Genomic DNA, 18,883 nt, shown 5'->3' on the forward strand with positions numbered 1-18,883 from the left:
GGATTTGAAATGACCGACACCCAATCAGCCTCGATCAGTTTCGACGCCATCGGCCCGGGGCCCGAATATCGCAATGGTTCGATCTGGTTGCCTCAGCTGTTTCTGGAAACCCGCCAGGCAGGCGGCGGCAACATCGAAGGCCGCACCTTCATCGAATGCCTGATCGAAGGACCGGGCATCCTGCTTCCGCTTGGGGGATGCCATTTCGACGCCTGCAACATGGGCGAGGCGCATGGCGATCCGCGCAATCTCATGGTCAAGCCGCTGGCCGCCCGGGTGACGGGCACGATCCCGATCCAGAACTGCAAGTTCATCCGTTGCCGTTTCCTGGGCGTCGGCTTCACCGGGGAGCAGGCGTTCCTCGACGAGATGATCGCCGGCCTGGGCGCCGGCGCATGAAGTCCATTCTGCCGATCAATCGTCCGCTGACCGACGCGCCGGACCTGAATGCGACGACCTTCGAAAACGTCGACATCATCCTGTATGAACTCTTCACGGCGGCGGCCGCGAAGGGCGTTCCGCTGATCGAGGGGCGGACGTTCCGGGGATGCCGGTTCCAGGGGCCGGCCATCGTCCTGGCCTCGACCGGCGTGACCTTCTCCGACACCAATTTCGGCGAAAGCCGTGGCGGCATCGCCAATCTGTTGCTGCGCCCCGTGGGCGACAAGGCCATCGGCACCATTCCGATGCGCGACTGCCATTTCATAGGCTGTGAATTCTACGGCGTCGGTTTCACCGGGCCAGAAGCGTTCATCGCCGAGGTCAGCACCCTGACCGACAAGCCCAAGGCCTGAGACGACCATGAAATTCACCCTGTCCTGGCTGAAGGACCATCTCGAGACCGAGGCGGACGTCCATCAGATCGCCGAGGCCATGACCATGGCCGGGCTGGAGGTCGAGGAGGTTCTCGACCCCGCCGCCAAGCTGGCGCCGTTCACGGTGGCCCGGATCATTTCGGCCGAGCGTCACCCGAACGCCGACCGGCTGCAGGTCTGCCAGGTCGAGACGGTGGACGGGGTGAAGGAGATCGTCTGCGGCGCGCCGAACGCGCGGGCGGGCCTGACCACCATCTATGCGCCCATCGGCGCCTATGTGCCCGGCCTGGGCGTGACCCTGGTCGAGAAGCCGGTGCGTGGCGTGGTGTCCAATGGGATGCTGTGTTCGGCGTCGGAGCTGGAGCTGGCCGACGAGAGCGACGGCATTCAGGAGCTGCCGCCGGAAATCCCGGTCGGGACGCCGGTTGCGGGCCTGTTCGGCGCCGAGCCCGTCATTGATTTCGAGGTCACGCCGAACCGGCCCGACTGGCTGGGCGTTGCGGGCATCGCGCGCGATCTGGCCGCCGCCAGCGTGGGCAGGCTGAAGCATTTCGACATCGCCGTGGTGCGCGGCGGTTTCCCGTCGCCGATCTCGGTACGGCTGGAGGCGCCCGAGATGTGCCCGGTCTTCGCCGGTCGCGTCATTCGCGGCGTGCAAAACGGCCCGTCGCCGGCCTGGCTGCAGAAGCGTCTGACCGCCATCGGCCTGCGCTCGATCAACCGTCTGGTCGATGTGACCAATCTGATCGCCTACGACCGCGCGCGGCCGCTGCACGTCTATGACCTGGCCAAGCTGTCGGGGACAGAGATCGTGGTGCGCGGCGGTCTGACGTCCGCCGAGACGGGCGAGCGCGAGCATCTGATCGCGCTGGACGGCAAGACCTATGCGGCCGGGCCGACCGACTGCGTCATCGCCGACGCCAATGGGGAACGCCCCATCGGTCTGGGCGGCGTCATGGGCGGGGAATCGACCGGCTGCGACGACGACACCACCGACGTCTTCCTGGAGAGCGCCTGGTTCGATCCACTGGTCATCGCCCAGACGGGGCGGACGCTGGGCATCCATTCCGACGCCCAATATCGGTTCGCGCGCGGCGTCGATCCGGTTTCGGTCACGCCGGGGCTGGAGCTGGCCACCCGCCTGATCCTGGACCTGTGCGGCGGCGAGCCGTCCGACATCGTCTTTGTCGGCGAACCCCCGGCCAGTCCTTCGCCCTTCGCCTTCGATCCCGCCCATGTGAAGCGGTTGACGGGCATGGACCTGACCGACGACCGGATCGGGACCATTCTGGGCCAACTGGGCTTTCTGGTTCAGGCCGCGCCTGCCGGGCAGGCCGAACCGTGGATCGTCACCCCGCCGTCTTGGCGCCGCGACGTGGAAGGCCCCGCCGATCTGGTGGAGGAGGTCGCCCGCATCGAGGGGTTCGACACCTTGCCCAAGGTCGCCCTGCCGCCGGTCGCCAACGCCGCCGGGGGCGTGCTGAACCCGCGCCAGGCCCGCGTCCGCACGGCGCGCCGGGCGTTGGCGGCGCTGGGATACGCCGAGGCCGTCACCTGGTCCTTCACCAAACAGTCGACGGCGGCCCTGTTCGGCGGCGGCGACGATAGACTGGTGCTGGAAAACCCCATTGCCGCCGATCTGGACTGCATGCGGCCCTCGGCCCTGCCGAACCTGATCCAGGCGGCCGCCCGCAACGCCGCGCGCGGTTTCGCCGACGCCGCCCTGTTCGAGATCGGCCCGATCTATCTGGGCGACGGGCCGAAGGATCAGCGCACGGTCATCGCCGGCCTGATCGCGCCGCACGCCGCCCGGCATTGGGAGGGCGCGGGCGAGAACCCGCTGTTCGCGCTGAAGGGCGACCTGAACGCCGTGCTGGAGGAGATCGGCGCGCCGGTCGCCTCGCTGCAGCTGGTTCAGGGCCAGAACCGCGACTGGTGGCACCCCGGCCGTTCGGCCCGGCTGCAACTGGGGCCGAAGAATGTGATGGTCGAGTTCGGCGAGCTGCATCCGCGCGTGCTGAAGGCGCTGGATGCGGACGGGCCCATGCTGGCCTTCGAGATCGTGCTGGAGAACGTGCCCGAACCGCGTGGCAAGTCCGGCAAGACGCGCGGGTCGGCCGACCTGTCGGCCTTCATGCCCCTGACCCGTGATTTCGCCTTCGTGGTCGAGGATGCAAAGCCGGTAGGCGATCTGGTCCGGGCGGCGACGGGCGCCGACAAGGCCCTGATCGCCGAGGTTCGGGTCTTCGACGTCTATCGCGGCAAGGGCGTGGACGACGGCTTCAAGTCCGTCGCCCTGGAAGTCGTGATCCAGCCGCGCGAGGCCACCCTGACCGAGGCCGAGATCGAGGCCCTGACCGCCAAGATCGTGGCGGCGGTGGAGAAGCAGGGCGGCAAGCTGAGGGCGTGACTATCGGAGCGGCTTTCTGGGCTGATCCGGAAGGCCGCTTCCCGATCCAGAGGGGACGCCCAGAATGCCTGCTGCTATATAGCGGCATGAAGAACATCCAGATCATCGACGGCGCGGATAACGCCACGTTCAGCCTCTTCCAAGCGAGGGAAGATGAATACGCCGAACTGTTCGTCGATGGCGCCGACATGGATCTTGTCGAAGATGTCATCGGACGTCTCGGTGAGGATCGCGCCGGTGAAATCCTGGGCGCGATCTGGGAACGTCCCATCTTAAAGAGGGACGCGAACGGTCTTCACGGTACGCTATTTTACGACTGGACTGCGCGGCGCCATCATCTGCCCCTCACCAAACGCGAAGTCGATTTGCCCGATGGGTCGATCAATGAGGCGCAACGTCGGTTGTTTCAATCGATGCGCTGACCTCCGTTTTCCCCTAACGGCGTCGCCTCACGAAGGCCGGACCCGTAAGGTCCGGTTAACCTTAGAGCCGCAAGGCTGCCGCAAAGGTCGGGGACGGTGGCGTCAAGTTCGGCGTCTCAGCCGGCCGTCTTCCCGCCGCCTTTCGGAGCGCCCCTCATGCATCGTCGCCAACTGATCCTGTCCGGCCTGGCCACCGCCGCCGGCGCCTCGGCTGTCGGAGCCTGCGCGACCGCGCCGGCGCGCGACCCCAACTATCCGATCCGCTCGGACCAGAACGCCCAGGCCTATAGTTTCGACGAACTGGTGGCGGCGGGCTCGCGCGAACTGGGCATCGCGGCTGAGGTGGTGGGCGGCGCCATCGAGCGGGTCTTCGCCGACCAGGGCGACCGTCCGACCGCCTATATCGCGGGCGAGGAGGGGGCGGGCTCCTTTGTCGTGGGCGCCCGCTATGGCCGCGGCGCCCTGCATATGAAGGACCTGTCGGCTTCGCAGGAGGTGTTCTGGCAAGGCGCGTCGATCGGTTGGGACTGGGGCGGCAACGCCAGCCGGGTCTTCACCCTGGTCTATGGCCTGTATCACCCCGACATGATCTATCGTCGCTATCCGGGGGTGGAGGGGTCGGCCTATCTGGTCGCCGGCCTGGGCGTGAACTATCAGCGCGCGGACGGCATCGTCCTGGCGCCCATCCGCACCGGCGTCGGCCTGCGCCTGGGCGCCAACGTCGGCACCATGAGCTATAGCCGTCAGCGGAATCTGCTGCCGTTCTAGGTCCACACGCTGTCCGTCATCCTCGGGCTCGACCCGAGGACCGGGCGCGGATCGGGTTGTGCGTCGATCCTGTCGCACGCGCGGCGGATCATCTGATCCTCGGGTCGAGTCCGAGGATGACGGGGGCTTGGGTCAGCTCGCCAGCCGCAGCGGCGGCGGGGCGTCCAGCAGCGCCGCCAGGCCTTCGCGCCAGGTCGAGTAGCGCGGGCGCCAGCCCAGTTCGGCCTTGGCCAGGGCGTTCGAGACGCGCTTTGAGTCCAGGTAGAAGCGGCGCATGGCGTCGCTGACCGAGGGATCGTCCAACTGGACCTCGGGCGGGCGGGGCAGGCCCATCCGCTCGGCCGCCCATTCCATCACCACATCGGCGGGCGAGGGTTCGTCGTCGGTCAGATTGTAGGCGGCGCCCGGACGTGGCCGCGCCATCGAGGCGAACAGGCCCGAGACGATGTCGTCGACATGGATTCGGTTGAAGACCTGGCCGGGCTTGCGCACCAGACGGGCGCTGCCGTCGCGCAACTGATCGATCACGCTGCGTCCCGGTCCGTAGAAGCCGGGCAGGCGGAAGATCTGCATCGTCAGCCCCATGCCGCGCGCCCCGTCCAGCCAGTCGCGCTCGGCCCGCACGCGGCGGGCGCCTTCCAGGGCGGCGGCGTTCAGCGGGCCGTCCTCGAACACCCAGCCGCCCGCCCGGTCGCCATAGACGGCGGTGGAGGACAGATAGCCGATCCAGTCGGGCCAGGCGTGCGAAGCCAGGGGCGCCAGCGCCCGAAGACCCGGACAGCCCTGACCGTCCGGCGCCGCCGTGATCAGAATCGCCGTGGCCTGCTCCAGCGCCGCCTTCAGCGCGGCGTGATCGGCGGGGTCCAGGGCGGCGATCCCCTCGGCCGCCAGGGCCTGACGGCGGTCGGCGTCGCGCGAGGTGGCCCAGGCCCGGCCGCCGCGTCGGATCGCCTCCAGGGCGGCGGCGCGGCCGACATAGCCGCCGCCGAAGACCAACAGGGACGGGGCGGGGGCGGGGCTCGGCATGGCGGCGGTCGGTCTTTCGGCGGTCAGGCGGTGCGGTGCTGCGCGGGGGGCGCATCGAACGGCCACGCTTCGTTTTCCAGCGCTTCGGCCCGACGTTGGTTCCAGGCGGAGACACAAGGGACGCGTGTCAGATCGGCCCGGTCGGCGTAACGACGGGCGATCTCGGTCACGTCACGCATCAGTCCCTCGGCCAGGGTGATCGGCTTCAGCCCCAACTCCTTGAACTGGTCGTTGGCGACGACCAGGTCGTTCTCGTCGGCTTCCTGTCGGGGGTTGGGGACGTTATGAACCGGGGCGCCCGTCATGTCGGCGACCATCCGGGCCAGATCGCGCACCCGGCGGCTCTCGGTCATCTGGTTCAGGATCTTGACCCGCTCGCCCCGGCGCGGCGGGTTGTTCAGCGCCAGTTCGACGCAACGCACCGTGTCCTGGATATGGATGAAGGCCCGCGTCTGGCCGCCCGATCCATGCACCGTCAGCGGATAGCCGACCGCCGCCTGCATCAGGAAACGGTTCAGCACCGTGCCGTAATCGCCGTCATAGTCGAAACGGTTGATCAGTCGCTCGTCCTTGCGGGTCTCCTGGGTCTGGCAGCCCCAGACGATGCCCTGATGCAGGTCGGTTATGCGCAGCCCGTCGTTCTTGGCGTAGAACTGGAACAGCAGGGCGTCCTGGGTCTTGGTCATGTGATAGATGCTGCCCGGATTGGGCGGGAACAGGATTTCCTGTTCGGTCGGACCGTTGTCCGTATCGACCGTCACCTTCAGATAGCCCTCGGGGATGCGCAGGCCGGCGGTGCCGTAGCCATAGACCCCCATGGTCCCCAGGTGCGCCAGATGGACGTCGCGCCCGCTCTCGACGATGGCGGCCAACAGGTGGTTGGTGGCGTTGATGTTGTTGTCGACGGTGTAGAGCTTGTGCCGCGCCGACTTCATCGAATAGGGGGCCGCCCGCTGTTCGGCGAAATGGACCACGCTGTCGGGCTTCAGGTCGCGGATCAGGGCGACCAGCCGGTCGAACTCCTTGCCCACCGTCATGTTGACGAAGCCGATGTCGCGGCCCGAGACGTCCTTCCACGCCTTGATTCGTTCGCCCATGGTGCGGATGGGCGTCAGGGACTGGACCTCCAACTCGTTGTCGATGTTTCGACGGCTCAGGTTGTCGACGATGGTCACATCCCAGCCGCCGGCCGACAGGTGCAGCGCCGTGGGCCAGCCGCAGAAGCCGTCGCCGCCCAGAACCAGAACGCGCATGAAATAAAGCCTCGTAGTCGTCTCAAAGCCCATGCCTAGCCCATGCGGCGCGCATCGGCAAAGCACCGGGCGATGTCCGGGCCGCGACACCTTGACGAATATCGCTTGGAAAGGCGCGTCGCACAGGCTAAGTTATCCTCGTCTCCCACTCACGACGCAGCCTTCCGGATGAACGTCCGGCTGTTCGCGGCTTGAGCCGGCCATGACGGTCGGTCCGAAAGGGCCGGCGCACCATGCGGGCGGCAAGGCATTCCGACAGATCGACAATCGGGGATCGGCCCCGGGCGAAACGGAACCACGAAACGGACGGACCCGGCCTTTCAGGCGTCGGCTCCGCCCCTGCACACGGTAGCGGGCATGAGAGATTTCAAGGGCATGAAGCGTCAACGCGGACGCAATCGGAACAAGGCGGGGGCGAACAACGCCAACAGCGCCAATCCGAATCGTTCGTGGGATTCGCAAGGTCCCGAGAACATCAAGGTCCGGGGCAACGCCCAGACCGTCTATGAACGGTATCAGCAACTGGCCCGCGACGCGGCCTCCAGCGGCGACCGGGTTCTGGCCGAGAACTATCAGCAGCACGCCGAACACTATTACCGCGTCCTCAGGGCGCTTCAGCCGCAGCGGTCCTTCTCGGACATCGCCGCGCGCGAACAGTCGAACCAGGGCTTCGATATCGATTTCGAGGACGAATCGGGCGCTCAGGCCGCCGCCTTCGTCGCCGCCCAGCAGGCGGCCGAGCGCCAGGCCCAGGAAGCCGCCGAGCGCGCCGAGCAGAACCAGAACCGGGACCGGGATCGCGACTACAATCGCGACCGGGATCAGAATCGCGACCAGAACCGTGAACCGCGCGAACCGCGTGAGCCCCGCGAGGATGGCGAGCCCCGCGCCGAGGGCGAGGGCGGCGGTCGCCGCGAAAGCCGCCGCGAGCGCTGGGAGCGTCGCCGCGAGGAACGCAACCGCCGCTTCGAGAATCAGGAAGGTGAAACCTTCTCGGGCGAAGCCGCGCAGGCCGACGCTGATCAGGCCGAGGCCGCGCCTGCCGAAACGTCTGTCGAGACGCCCGCCGTCCAGAATCAGGCCGCGGTCGAACGCCCGGCCCGCCGCACCCGTCGTCCGGCCGCCGCCGCCGCCGCTGAGGATGAAGCGCCTGCGGCCCTGCCCGGTTTCCTGACCCGGCCGACCACCCCTGCTGCGGCGGCCGAGCCCGAGGGCGAGGCCGCCCCACGTCGTCGCGCGCCGCGCCGCAAGGCCGAACCCGCGACCGGCGAGGACTGAGAATAACTTAAGCGGGCGTATTTACCGGAACGCAACCCTTGCGAGCAATTCTGCTCGCGTGGGAGGGCGTCATGGATATCGTCTTGCTCGTCTTGGCTCTGGCGCTGACCGGAGCCGCCGCTGGGATCTGGATGTGGCTGCGGACCCGCCGAATCGCGGCGGGTCTGCACCGGCGCAACGCCGGGCTGGAACGCCAGGTCGCCGAGCGGACGGCCGCGCTGCGCCGAGCCTTGTCCGCCGCCGACGCCGACAGCCGCCGTCTGGCCGAGGACAATCGCGCGAAAACGGAACTGCTGCGCGCCATAGGGCGCGAACTGCGTACGCCGCTGACCACCGTCATGGGCTTCAGCCAATGGCTGCAGGCCAATCCCCACGCCGATCCCCTGACCCATCGCCAGTCCGAGGCCCTGCGCCAGATCGAGGCCGCCGGCGGCGTGCTGTGGGCGCTGGTCGAGGAGGCGGACGATGTCATCGCGGCTCACGAGGCCGTGTGCATGCTGTCGGCGCAGCGCGTCGACATGCGGCTGGCCCTGCGACAGGTCTGCGACGGGCTGGAGCCGCAAGCGCGGGCCGCCGGGGTCGTTCTGGCCTGTCCGCCGCCGACCTCCGGCCTGGGTGTGGTGGGCGACCCGGCGCGGGTGCGGCACATCCTGCGGCGGCTGATGCTGAACGCCATCCGCCACACGCCGGCGGGCGGGACGGTGAGGCTGGAGCTTGAGCGGATCGACGACCGGGTGGTGACGACCGTCTTCGACCCCGACTGCGCCCTCGACGATCCGGTGGATCGGCTGGCCTGTCCGCTGGGCGTGACGACGGCCAGACAGCTGGCCGAACGCATGGGCGGCGGGATCGCGACCGCGATCGGCGCGGAAGGCGAGGCGATCTTCGCCCTGAGCCTGCCGGCCGCGGGCGCCGCGCCGGTCGAGGGGCGGCAGGGTGCGGTGGTGCTTTATATCGAGGACAGTCTGGCCAACATCGCCCTGTTGCGGCAGGTGGCGGACGGACTGGGCCTGACGCTCTATTCGGCGACGTCCGGCCCCGAAGGTCTGGATCTGGCGCGGTCGCTGCGCCCCGACCTCGTGCTTCTGGACATCGGCTTGCCGGGCATGGACGGCTATGAGGTGAAGACGCATCTGGGACTGGACCCGGCGACGTGCGGGATTCCGGTTCTGGCCCTGACCGCCGCCGCTTCGCCGTCCGACATTCGCAAGGGGCGGGCGGCCGGGTTCGACGCCTATCTGACCAAGCCGCTGGACCTGCCGGCCCTGGCGACGGCGCTGAACAGCGCCCTGCGATCCGCGCCTGCGGCGGCGTCCGTGACATCGGCGGCGTGACGCTGGACGGCCTCGGCGGCGGTTTCGCGCCAAACGATCATGCTCTAAGGGTGGCCGGGCCTAAGGACCGCCCCAGGGAAGCCCATGCGTCTGTTCGTTCGCCTCGCCTCGTTCGCCGCGCTTAGCGCCGCAGCCGCCTGTGCGACGACGCCGGCCCCGCCCGCCCCGCCGCCGGTGACGGGCGCGGCCGTTCTGATGGATTGGCGCGGCGTGATCACCAGCGCCGACCGAGACCGCTATCAGCGCCGTCAGGCCGCGTGGGACCTGGCTCTGCAGCAGGCGCGTCGGCAGAAGGGGTCGGGCGATCTGAACAGTCTGGGCGATCTGATTCGGCCGGGGGGCGACCGGCCCGGCGTGACGCCGCCCGCCGGCGACTATCGCTGTCGCACGGTCAAGCTGGGTTCGCAGGGCGGCGAGGACGGGCTGGGCTATGTCGTCTATGGCTGGTTCGCCTGTCGCATCGAACAGACGCCGCAGGGGCTGCGTTTCACCAAGCTGACGGGGTCGCAGCGGCCGACGGGCCTGCTGTATCCCGAGAATGACCGGCACATGGTGATGCTGGGCTCCCTGGCCCTGGCGCAGGAGCCGACGGCCGGCGCCTATGGTCGCAATGCGGAGCGCGACCTAGTGGGCGTTCTGGAGCGGATCGGCGAGGCGCGCTGGCGGCTGGTGGCGCCATGGCCGGCCTATGAGTCCAACCTGGACCTGATCGAACTGGTTCCCGCCAGACGGAGCTGAACCGTTGGGGCGCCTGGGCCGTTGTCCTTGCTCACCCTGTGCGAGGAGACCCCGATGCGCCGCTCATCCGCCCTGACCGCCCTGGCCCTGGCCACCGCCGCCGCCGCCGGCCTGGCCGCCTGCGGCGACAACCGGCCGAACAGCCCCGCCGAGATGTCCCCCGCCGTCAGCAAGCCGGCGCCCGGCGTGCCGCAGCAGGTCGCGCCCCAGGCGGCTTCGGACGCCGCCGCCCAGGCGGACCCGACCGGCGCGACGCCTCCGGACGCCGGCGAACAGGGCGGAACCGACCAATGGCGCGCGGTCGCCAAACGCGACGACGCGGCCTCGCTGGGGCGGCTGGACGACGCCTGGCGCATGGCGCGGGCCGAAGCCGACGCCAAGGGGTTCGCCGCAAAGGTCGAGAAGCTGGGCGTCCTGGTGGATCCGAACGCCGCCCAGGCGGGCCGCCTTCAGCCGCCGCCCGGAGCCTATCGCTGCCGCACGATCAAGATGGGCAGTCGCGACGGGGCGGGCCTGGCCTATGTCGACTATCCGTGGTTCGCCTGTTCGGTCGAGTTGACGCCGGGCGGCGACCTGATCCTGAGCAAGACCACCGGCTCGCAGCGGACGCAGGGGCTGCTGTATCCCGACACGGATCGCCGTCTGGTCTATGTCGGCGCCCAGGCCTGGGGGGACGAGGCCCACTATCCCCGCTACGGCCAGACGCCCGAGCGAGACCAACTGGGCGTGCTGGAACGGATCGGCCAGAACCGCTGGCGTCTGACCATCCCCTGGCCCAAGCAGGAGGCCAAGCTGGAGCTGCTGGAGATCGTTCGGTAGGTCGCCCTAGGTAGATTTGATCGTCATTCCGGGGCCCCGGAATGACGAGTTAGGGTGGGTTTGGCTGCCCCTCACCGCGCCCCGGTCGAGCGGGCGATGGCGGCGCGCATGCCTTCGGCGTGCAGGGCGCCGGAGGGGGCGATCTTGGTGTTGGGGGTTTCGGCCGGGCCGGTGTCGGCGGTGCGGTCTTCGGGGCCGGTCCAGCGCGGGGTGTCGGCCTTTCGCGCCACGGCCTTGCGCAGATTGGCGGTCGCGGCACGCCCGTCCTTGCGCGCCGCCATTTCGTCGGCCACGCGGGCGATAGCCTCGGTCAGCAGGGCCTTCTTCTCGCGCGCGCCCGTATCCGGCCCGTCACGACCGTCGCGCACGCGGGTTCGAATCTGACGCTGCACCCGGTCGCGCCGCGCGCGCAGCCGCCCGATCAGGTCGCGCAGTTCGGCAGGGCCGTGATCGCTCAGGGTCTTGGACTGCTCCACCATCAGCGCTTCGTCGCGGTCGAGCGCGCGGGGGTTCGGGGTCTTGGACATGACGGTCTCCCTTCGGATTGATGGGAAGACAGCGCACCGCCCCGGACCCCGTTCCGGCTTTGCGACCCTGGGTCACAGCCCTTCCATCTAATTCCGAGGAATAGCCTGGTAGCTTCCGTGCGCCCGGTCGAACACCAGAGCGATCTGCGACCCGTTTCGAAGGACGAAAAGCGTCGGAAGGTCTCGCGTCCGCAAGGGCGCGAGCTGAAGCCGGTCGGTGGCGTGGTCGTAAATGATCGTCGGAACACCAGGCGTCAGATCCGTCCAGCCGCCATCGGCTCGCTTGGCGTAAATCTGAAGATGAGTCTGACTGTCGAACGGCATCAGAACCAAGGCGAGTCGGCTGAAACCCTCCGCGCTGCTAATTGGCGCGAAGGCGACGCATGCCTGATCGGCGGCGTCCTGGTAGGTGATCGCCAGTCTCGCCCGAATATCGACCAGCGCTGCATGGCCCGCCGCACATTCGAACGAAGCCTCCCGGAGATCGCCAACAGTCGGTTCCGCGTGCGCTGGAAGCGTCGCAAGCAGAAGTGCGGCGATGGCGAAGAAGCCTTTCAGCCCACCAGACGCAGGACGAAATACGAGCATCGCCGGCTCACACCCGCGTCAGGCGCAGGTCCTGATAGTCGTAGCTGAAGTCGATGTCGGGGCTAACGCCCTTCATCGTCGCGGTCGCCGGGCGGGCCGTCTGGATGGCGAAGGTGACGAAGGCGTCCTCCTCGCGCTTGTCGGGGAAGCGGGTGCGGAAGGTCTCGCCGTCATACGGCTCAAGCCAGCCCTGAAGGGCGGGGGTGTGGGTGAAGCGCAGCCACAGGCCGCTCTTTTTGTTGCGGCCCCGGCCATCGGTGCGTGGTTCGATGACGATGTCGCCGTACCAGGAGTCGCGCCAGGTTCCGGCATAGGCCTCCAGCGGCATGGCGGGCGGGGCGCCGGCGCGTTGTTTGGCGTCGATCTCGACGGCGGCGGCCTGGGACTTGGCCTCGCCCTCGGCCTCCAGCTTCTTGGAATCGGCGATCCAGTCGACATCGACCTTGCCCATGCACAGGTCGGATATGCCCGAGCGCAGGGCGCGCAGCAGGAAGCTCTCCTCCGCATTGGAGAAGATGCAGAAGCCGGTCTTGCGGCCGGGGATCAGCACCGTCGAGGAAATCCCGCCGGGCGAGCCGCCGCCATGGCTGGCCAGACGCTCGCCGCGATAATCCTGAACCTGCAACCCCATGGCGTAGGTCGAGGCGATCGACCGATTGGGCAGTTCCGCCGTCGGTCCCGGCGACGAGCCGACGATGATGTTGGGCCGATACATCTCGCGCGCGGCGTCTTCGGAGAACAGGCGCGAGCCGTCGGCCAGCCTGCCCTCGTTCAGGCGCACGGCGATCCATTTGGCCCAGTCGGTCGGGGTGGTGCAGATGCCGCCGGCCGCCGCCGCCGAATCCCAGTTCCAGACCTCGGCGATGGAATGGGCGATCTGGACCATCGGCCCGTGGGTCCGCAGCGGCGGCCCGACGCGGGCATGGGGCAGGGCGGATTTCGAGGCATCGGCCAGACGCGCCAGCGGGACCGTCTCGGTCATGCCCACCCGGTCCAGGATGCGCGTCTGGATGAAGGTCTCCCACGCCATCCCCGACACGGCCTCCAGCACCGCGCCCGCCACCACGAACATCAGGTTGCAGTAGTGATAGCGCGCCCGGAACCCGTCCTCGATCGGCACGAAGGCGGCCTGGGCCACCACCTCGGCGCGGGTGCGATCCGAATTGGGCCAGAACAGCAGGTCGCCGGCGCCCAGGCCGAAGCCGGCGCGGTGGCTGAGCGTATCGCGCACCGTGATGTGTTCGCCGATATAGGGATCGGACAGTTTGAAGTCGGGCAGATAGGTTCTGACGGGTTCGTCCCACTTCACCTTGCCCTCGTCGACCAGGATGGCCAGGGCGGCGGCGGTGACGTTCTTGGTGTTGGAGGCGATGGCGAACAGGGTGTGTTCGTCGGCGCGGGCCGGCTTGCCCTGAACCTTGACGCCATAGCCGCGCGCCAGGACGGTCGCCCCGTCCTTGACCACGGCGACGCCCAGGGCCGGCTGATCCGGCCAGGCCGCCATACATGTCTTCACATAGGCGTCCACCGCCTGGACCAGCGCGGCGTCGTCGTTGGCGTGGCTCCGGGCCAGCGCCGGGCGAGCCGCCAGACCCAGGGGCAGGGCGACGGCCAGCGCGTGACGGCGGGTCAGGTTCAGGGACAAGGTCGCGCTCCGGATATTCTAGACCGTATCACGCTAGCCCGTCGTCTCGTCGGCGTCATCATGTCCAGCGTCGCCCGAAGATGACGAAGGTGTAATCCACCTGTCCAAGATGTAACTTTGCATTTCAAAGCTGGATCGATACGCAGCGATTATCGATAAGCGCCGGAAGCCATCCGCCGCACCTTCAGGATCATCGGGGATGACGTCGTCCAAACTTGTTCTGCTTCTGGGCGCTGCCTGGGCCGCGCTGCCCGCGGCCGCCGTGGCGCAAACCCAAGCTCCGGCCCCAGTTCCGGCCCCCGTTCCGGCCCAAGCGTCGGTCCAGACCTCCGGTCAACCCGCCCGTCCGGCTACGCCTCCCGCCAACCAGACCCCGCCTGCAACGGTCGGAGACGTGGTGGTGAACGCTCGCGCCGCCGATGTGCGCACCTCCATCGATTCCGTCAGCTACAGCTTGGCCAACGACCTGCAGGCCACGACCGGCAGTCTGGCCGACGCTCTGCGGAACGTGCCCTCGGTTGATGTGGACCCGGAGGGCAACGTCTCGCTACGTGGCGATTCTAACGTCACCATCCTGGTCGATGGCCGCCCGTCCGGCATCCTGACCGGGCCAGGGCGCGGCCAGGCGCTGATCCAGCTGCCGGCCAGCCAGTACGCGCGCATCGAGGTCATGACCAACCCTTCCGCCGCCTACAGCCCCGAAGGCTCGGGCGGGGTCATCAACCTGATCACCAAGCCCACGGCGCCCAAGCCGGGCATGCAATCGACCGGCTCCCTGCGCGTCAACGTCGGCGACAACGGTCGCTGGAACGCCGGCCTCAGCGGCTCCTACCAGAAGGACCGTCTGACCCTGTCGGGCGACGCCAGCTATCGGTCCGACCCGACCGAGCTGACCTTCACCCGGACGCGCGAACAGCTGGACCCGATCACAGGCGCGGTGATCTCGACCACCACCGTCGATCAACCAATCCAGTCCGAACAGAAGGGCGCCTTCGGCCGCTTCACCGCCGAGTACAGGCTGGACGACAAGACCCAGCTGACCGGCGAACTGCGCGGCGTCGCCTTCGACGGCTCCGGCACGGGCGACGGTCTGTTCGAGACGCGCAATGCGGGCGGGACCGTGACCAACGCCTACCGCCGCCAGGGCGGTTCGGACTTCACCTTCAACAACTGGGGCGCCACGGCCCGGGTGCTGCGCCGGTTCGACGGCGACGGCCATGAGTGGTCGAACGAGCTGCGCTACGATTCCAACAGCAACGACACCACCAGCCAGACGGTGACGACCTTCCTGACGCCGGCGGCTGCGGCCCTGTATGAGCGCACCAAGACCGGGGTCGATCAAGTCACCTGGGGCTTCACCAGCGCCTATACGCGTCCCATGTCCGACGGCGGCAAGCTGCGCCTGGGCTATGAGCTGAACGCCCAGCGGCCCGAGCAGGACGCCGCGTTCCTGCGCGGCCCGTCAGAGGCCGCCCTGGCGCCGGTTCCGGCCCTGAACAACCGGTTCGAGGCGACCCAGACGGTGCACGCCCTCTACACCACCTATGAGCGGCCGCTGAGCGAGAAGCTGTCGGCCCAGCTGGGCCTGCGGCTGGAACAGGCGGATATCCGGATCAAGGACCTGACCGGCGGCGCCTCGGCGTCCCAGGACTATTTCCGCGCCTATCCCACGGCGCACATCCAGTATCAGCTGACGCCCGAACAGACCCTGCGCGCCAGCTATTCGCGGCGTATCCAACGGCCCCAGCCGGCCCAGCTGAACCCCTTCGTCGTCTATCAGGATCCGCTGAACGTCCGTTCGGGCAATCCGGATCTGGAGCCGCAGGAGACCGACAGCTTCGAGGCCATGTGGCAGATGCGAAAAGGCCAGAGCTTCTACCAGGCCACCGCCTATCTGCGGAACACGGACAAGGCCTTCACCGACGTGGCCTCCGACATCGGCGGCGGCGTCTTCCTGACGCGGCCCGAAAACCTGGGCTCGCGCCGGGACATGGGCGTGGAAGCGGCGGCGAACGGGCGCCTGTCCTCGACCCTGCGTTACAGCGCCGGCGTCAACGTCTTCCGCCAGGAGATCGACGCGGGCGCGGTGGTCGGCGGCGGCGACCGCGAGGCGACGCTGGCCAGCGGGCGGCTGAGCCTGAACTGGCAGCCGACGGCCAAGGACTTCGTCCAGCTGTCCAGCTTCTGGCAGGGCGACAGCCTGCTGGCCCAGGGCAGGCGCGAGGCCGGCGGCATGATCAACCTGGGCTATCGCAGAAAGCTGAACGAGCAGCTGTCGTTCAACTTCACCGCCCGCGACCTGTTCAACACCTTCAACACCACGACGATCTACGAGACGCCGCAGTTCCGCGAACGCTCGGAGCAGGACATCAAACTGCGCGCCTTCTATATCGGCCTGACGTGGAACTTCGGCGGACCGCGTCGCCAGCCGGAACAGTTCGACTTCTCGACCGGCCCGACGGGCGGCTGACGATCTGGAGGGCGGGGCTGAAAAAGTCTCGCCCTCGCCCCTTGTGTGCCTCCAGGGTCACACCATCTGGATTTCATAGGCCCGCGTCGTCGCTTCCTGGAAGGGCGATGCGGGGAAAATCCGCCTGATGAGGGGACACGATGAATCTTGATCTCTATTCCGACCGCGCCAAACAGGCCGTCCAATCGGCCCAGTCCCTGGCGCTCGCGCGTCGTCACCAGCAGTTCGCGCCCGAACACCTGCTCAAGGTGTTGCTGGAGGAACGCGACGGCCTGGCCCGCAACCTGATCAACGCCGCCGGGGGCGACGTACGTCGCGCCGAGGCCGACGTCGAAACGGCGCTGAAGAAGCGCGCCCAGGTCACGGGCGGCTCGGGCCAGCTCTATCTGGATGGCGACACGGCCCGCGTCTTCGCCACTGCCGAGGACGCGTCCAAGAAGGCAGGGGACGCATTCGTCACCACTGAACGCCTGCTGGCCGCCCTGGCCAAGGAAGGCGGGGTCGCCGCCGAGGTGCTGAAGGCGGCCGGCGTCACAGACGGCAAGCTGGACGCCGCCATCGCCGATGTCCGCAAGGGCAAGACCGCCGACAGCGCCGCGGCCGAGGACGGCTACGACGCGCTGAAACGCTACGCCCGCGACCTGACCCAGGCCGCCGCTGACGGCAAGATCGACCCGGTCATCGGCCGCGACGAGGAGATTCGTCGCACCATTCAGGTTCTGGCCCGCCGCACCAAGAACAACCCCGTCCTGATCGGCGAACCCGGTGTCGGCAAGACCGCCATCGTCGAGGGGCTGGCCCTGCGGATCGTCAACGGCGACGTGCCCGAATCCCTGCGCGACAAGACCGTCATGGCGCTGGACATGGGATCGCTGATCGCCGGCGCGAAATATCGCGGCGAGTTCGAGGAGCGGCTGAAGGCGGTTCTGAACGAGGTCTCTGCGGCCGAGGGCGGCATCATCCTGTTCATCGACGAGATGCACACCCTGGTCGGCGCCGGAAAGGGCGACGGGGCCATGGACGCCTCCAATCTGCTGAAGCCCGCCCTGGCGCGCGGCGAACTGCACTGCGTCGGCGCCACCACGCTGGACGAATACCGCAAGCACGTCGAGAAGGACCCGGCCCTGGCCCGGCGCTTCCAGCCCGTCTTCGTCGAGGAGCCCTCGGTCGAGGATACGGTGTCGATCCTGCGCGGCCTGAAGGAGAAGTACGAGGTCCACCACGGGGTGCGCATCTCCGACAGCGCCATCGTCGCGGCCGCCACCCTGTCGAACCGCTACATCACCGACCGCTTCCTGCCCGACAAGGCCATCGACCTGATCGACGAGGCCGCCAGCCGTGTGCGCATGGCCGTGGATTCCAAGCCCGAGGCCCTGGACGAGATCGACCGGCGTCTGGTGCAGCTGAAGATCGAACGCGAGGCCCTGAAGAAGGAAACCGACACCGCATCCCAGCACCGGCTGGAACGGCTGGAGGACGAGATCGCCGATCTGGAAGGCCAGTCCGACGACCTGACCGCCCAGTGGAAGGCCGAAAAGGACAAGGTCGGCCAGGGCGCCCAGCTGCGTGAAACCCTGGACCGGTTGCGCCTTGAATTGGCCAACGCCCAGCGCGCCGGCGACCTGGCCCGAGCGTCCGAGATCGCCTATGGCCAGATTCCCCAGATCGAGAAGCAACTCGAGGAAGCCGAGGCCAACGAGACCGGCGACGCCTCGGGCCGTGGGAGTCCGCTGACGCCCGAGGTCGTCGACGCCGAACAGATCGCCGCCGTCGTCAGCCGCTGGACCGGCGTGCCTGTCGACAAGATGCTGGAGGGCGAGCGCGAGAAGCTGTTGAAGATGGAGGACGCTCTGCGCGGCCGCGTGGTGGGGCAGGACGAGGCCCTGGTCGCCGTCGCCGATGCGGTGCGCCGCGCGCGCGCCGGCCTGAACGACCCGAACCGGCCGCTGGGCAGCTTCCTGTTCCTGGGGCCGACGGGCGTGGGCAAGACCGAGCTGACCAAGGCCCTGGCCGAGTTCCTGTTCGACGACGAGACGGCCATCACCCGGCTGGATATGTCCGAATATATGGAGAAGCACAGCGTCTCCCGCCTGATCGGCGCCCCTCCCGGCTATGTCGGCTATGACGAGGGCGGCGCCCTGACCGAGGCGGTGCGTCGCCGGCCGTATCAGGTCGTCCTGTTCGACGAGGTGGAAAAGGCCCACCCCGACGTCTTCAACGTGCTGTTGCAGGTGCTGGACGACGGCCGTCTGACCGACGGTCAGGGGCGGACCGTCGACTTCAGGAACACCCTGATCATCATGACCTCCAACCTGGGTTCGCAGTTCCTGGCCGAACAGGGCGAGGGCGACGACGTGGAGGCCGTGCGGCCCTTCGTCATGGAGGCCGTCCGCGCCCACTTCCGGCCCGAGTTCCTGAACCGGATCGACGAGATCATCCTGTTCCACCGCCTGGGCCGCGAACAGATGGGCGGCATCGTCCGCATCCAGTTGCAGCGGTTCGAGAAGCTCCTGGCCGATCGCCGCATGGCGCTGGACCTGGACGAGGCCGCCCTGGCCTGGTTGGCGGACAAGGGCTACGACCCCGCCTACGGGGCGCGGCCGTTGAAGCGCGTGATCCAGAAGGAGTTGGTCGATCCCATCGCTCGCAAGCTGCTGGCCGGAGAGATCGAGGACGGCGGCCTGATCGCCGTCACCGCCAGCGATGACGGGTTGGAGATCGGAAAGGCCAGGGTGCACTGACCGGAGTGTGGGGCGAACGGCGTTTCGCCTTCGTCCCGCACAAAAAGTC

General features: G+C 68.3%; 16 protein-coding genes. 11 read left to right on the plus strand and 5 right to left on the minus strand.

Annotated features, from left to right (window positions below; genetic code table 11):
- Positions 1-9 precede the first annotated feature (9 nt).
- The 5 genes from ACWPV3_RS05805 (at position 10) to ACWPV3_RS05825 (ending at position 4,415) form a co-directional block, all read left to right on the plus strand.
- Entirely contained in the window at positions 10-399 is a 390-nt protein-coding gene (locus tag ACWPV3_RS05805; RefSeq protein ID WP_453977180.1) for a hypothetical protein, read from the plus strand.
- Complete coding sequence (locus tag ACWPV3_RS05810; protein WP_453977181.1) at positions 396-794, plus strand: hypothetical protein; 399 nt, start codon at positions 396-398, stop codon at positions 792-794. Before ACWPV3_RS05805 ends, ACWPV3_RS05810 begins: the two co-directional genes overlap by 4 nt.
- A 7-nt stretch (positions 795-801) precedes the next feature.
- Positions 802-3,225, plus strand: a complete 2,424-nt coding sequence (gene pheT / locus ACWPV3_RS05815; RefSeq protein ID WP_453977182.1) for a phenylalanine--tRNA ligase subunit beta — start codon at positions 802-804, stop codon at positions 3,223-3,225.
- Positions 3,222-3,647, plus strand: coding sequence for a hypothetical protein (locus tag ACWPV3_RS05820; protein WP_453977183.1), 426 nt, complete (start codon positions 3,222-3,224; stop codon positions 3,645-3,647). The genes pheT and ACWPV3_RS05820 overlap by 4 nt, the downstream gene beginning before the upstream one ends.
- A gap of 156 nt (positions 3,648-3,803) precedes the next feature.
- Positions 3,804-4,415: a DUF1134 domain-containing protein gene (locus ACWPV3_RS05825; RefSeq protein WP_292183049.1), complete on the plus strand. Its 612-nt coding sequence runs from the start codon at positions 3,804-3,806 to the stop codon at positions 4,413-4,415.
- A gap of 132 nt (positions 4,416-4,547) precedes the next feature.
- Here the strand turns inward: ACWPV3_RS05825 and ACWPV3_RS05830 are convergent, their stop codons facing one another.
- Entirely contained in the window at positions 4,548-5,441 is an 894-nt protein-coding gene (locus tag ACWPV3_RS05830; RefSeq protein ID WP_453977184.1) for an SDR family NAD(P)-dependent oxidoreductase, read from the minus strand.
- A 23-nt stretch (positions 5,442-5,464) separates the two neighbouring features.
- The gene (locus ACWPV3_RS05835) at positions 5,465-6,694 is read right to left on the minus strand and encodes an NAD-dependent epimerase/dehydratase family protein (protein WP_312736040.1); all 1,230 of its coding nucleotides are present in this window, start codon (positions 6,692-6,694) and stop codon (positions 5,465-5,467) included.
- Between the two features lie 375 nt (positions 6,695-7,069).
- Here ACWPV3_RS05835 and ACWPV3_RS05840 point away from each other — a divergent pair, with 375 nt between their 5' ends.
- The 4 genes from ACWPV3_RS05840 (at position 7,070) to ACWPV3_RS05855 (ending at position 10,863) form a co-directional block, all read left to right on the plus strand.
- Positions 7,070-7,972, plus strand: coding sequence for a DUF4167 domain-containing protein (locus ACWPV3_RS05840; protein WP_453977185.1), 903 nt, complete (start codon positions 7,070-7,072; stop codon positions 7,970-7,972).
- Between the two features lie 71 nt (positions 7,973-8,043).
- Complete coding sequence (locus ACWPV3_RS05845) at positions 8,044-9,306, plus strand: ATP-binding response regulator (RefSeq protein ID WP_453977186.1); 1,263 nt, start codon at positions 8,044-8,046, stop codon at positions 9,304-9,306.
- A gap of 84 nt (positions 9,307-9,390) precedes the next feature.
- Positions 9,391-10,044, plus strand: coding sequence for a DUF4893 domain-containing protein (locus tag ACWPV3_RS05850; RefSeq protein ID WP_453977187.1), 654 nt, complete (start codon positions 9,391-9,393; stop codon positions 10,042-10,044).
- A 54-nt stretch (positions 10,045-10,098) separates the two neighbouring features.
- On the plus strand, positions 10,099-10,863 hold the full coding sequence (locus ACWPV3_RS05855) for a DUF4893 domain-containing protein (RefSeq protein ID WP_453977188.1): 765 nt from the start codon (positions 10,099-10,101) through the stop codon (positions 10,861-10,863).
- Positions 10,864-10,934: 71 nt separating this feature from the next.
- On the opposite strand, the gene ACWPV3_RS05860 is transcribed toward ACWPV3_RS05855, so the two are convergent.
- The 3 genes from ACWPV3_RS05860 to ACWPV3_RS05870 form a co-directional block, all read right to left on the minus strand.
- Positions 10,935-11,390 carry a hypothetical protein gene (locus tag ACWPV3_RS05860; protein WP_453977189.1) on the minus strand — a complete coding sequence of 152 codons (456 nt, stop codon included), beginning with the start codon at positions 11,388-11,390 and terminating at the stop codon, positions 10,935-10,937.
- Between the two features lie 87 nt (positions 11,391-11,477).
- Positions 11,478-11,978 (minus strand): hypothetical protein, encoded by a 501-nt coding sequence (locus ACWPV3_RS05865; RefSeq protein ID WP_453977190.1) that lies wholly within the window; start codon positions 11,976-11,978, stop codon positions 11,478-11,480.
- A gap of 7 nt (positions 11,979-11,985) precedes the next feature.
- The gene (locus ACWPV3_RS05870; RefSeq protein WP_453977191.1) at positions 11,986-13,623 is read right to left on the minus strand and encodes a serine hydrolase; all 1,638 of its coding nucleotides are present in this window, start codon (positions 13,621-13,623) and stop codon (positions 11,986-11,988) included.
- 199 nt (positions 13,624-13,822) lie between these two features.
- Here ACWPV3_RS05870 and ACWPV3_RS05875 point away from each other — a divergent pair, with 199 nt between their 5' ends.
- Together ACWPV3_RS05875 and clpB are read left to right on the plus strand one after the other, a co-directional pair.
- Entirely contained in the window at positions 13,823-16,093 is a 2,271-nt protein-coding gene (locus ACWPV3_RS05875) for a TonB-dependent receptor domain-containing protein (protein WP_453977192.1), read from the plus strand.
- A gap of 140 nt (positions 16,094-16,233) precedes the next feature.
- Positions 16,234-18,834 carry an ATP-dependent chaperone ClpB gene (gene clpB, locus ACWPV3_RS05880; RefSeq protein WP_453977193.1) on the plus strand — a complete coding sequence of 867 codons (2,601 nt, stop codon included), beginning with the start codon at positions 16,234-16,236 and terminating at the stop codon, positions 18,832-18,834.
- The last annotated feature ends 49 nt before the right edge of the window (positions 18,835-18,883 follow it).

The sequence above is a fragment of the Brevundimonas sp. Marseille-Q4549 genome (genome assembly GCF_976940555.1).

Excerpts from the sequence above, each read along its gene's own strand:
- ACWPV3_RS05805 (WP_453977180.1), top strand. The coding sequence starts at position 10 with ATGACCGACACCCAATCAGCCTCGATCAGTTTCGACGCCATCGGCCCG.
- ACWPV3_RS05810 (WP_453977181.1), top strand. The coding sequence starts at position 396 with ATGAAGTCCATTCTGCCGATCAATCGTCCGCTGACCGACGCGCCGGAC.
- pheT (WP_453977182.1), top strand. The coding sequence starts at position 802 with ATGAAATTCACCCTGTCCTGGCTGAAGGACCATCTCGAGACCGAGGCG.
- ACWPV3_RS05825 (WP_292183049.1), top strand. The coding sequence starts at position 3,804 with ATGCATCGTCGCCAACTGATCCTGTCCGGCCTGGCCACCGCCGCCGGC.
- ACWPV3_RS05830 (WP_453977184.1), bottom strand. The coding sequence starts at position 5,441 with ATGCCGAGCCCCGCCCCCGCCCCGTCCCTGTTGGTCTTCGGCGGCGGC.
- ACWPV3_RS05835 (WP_312736040.1), bottom strand. The coding sequence starts at position 6,694 with ATGCGCGTTCTGGTTCTGGGCGGCGACGGCTTCTGCGGCTGGCCCACG.
- ACWPV3_RS05840 (WP_453977185.1), top strand. The coding sequence starts at position 7,070 with ATGAAGCGTCAACGCGGACGCAATCGGAACAAGGCGGGGGCGAACAAC.
- ACWPV3_RS05845 (WP_453977186.1), top strand. The coding sequence starts at position 8,044 with ATGGATATCGTCTTGCTCGTCTTGGCTCTGGCGCTGACCGGAGCCGCC.
- ACWPV3_RS05850 (WP_453977187.1), top strand. The coding sequence starts at position 9,391 with ATGCGTCTGTTCGTTCGCCTCGCCTCGTTCGCCGCGCTTAGCGCCGCA.
- ACWPV3_RS05855 (WP_453977188.1), top strand. The coding sequence starts at position 10,099 with ATGCGCCGCTCATCCGCCCTGACCGCCCTGGCCCTGGCCACCGCCGCC.
- ACWPV3_RS05860 (WP_453977189.1), bottom strand. The coding sequence starts at position 11,390 with ATGTCCAAGACCCCGAACCCCCGCGCGCTCGACCGCGACGAAGCGCTG.
- ACWPV3_RS05865 (WP_453977190.1), bottom strand. The coding sequence starts at position 11,978 with ATGCTCGTATTTCGTCCTGCGTCTGGTGGGCTGAAAGGCTTCTTCGCC.
- ACWPV3_RS05875 (WP_453977192.1), top strand. The coding sequence starts at position 13,823 with ATGACGTCGTCCAAACTTGTTCTGCTTCTGGGCGCTGCCTGGGCCGCG.
- clpB (WP_453977193.1), top strand. The coding sequence starts at position 16,234 with ATGAATCTTGATCTCTATTCCGACCGCGCCAAACAGGCCGTCCAATCG.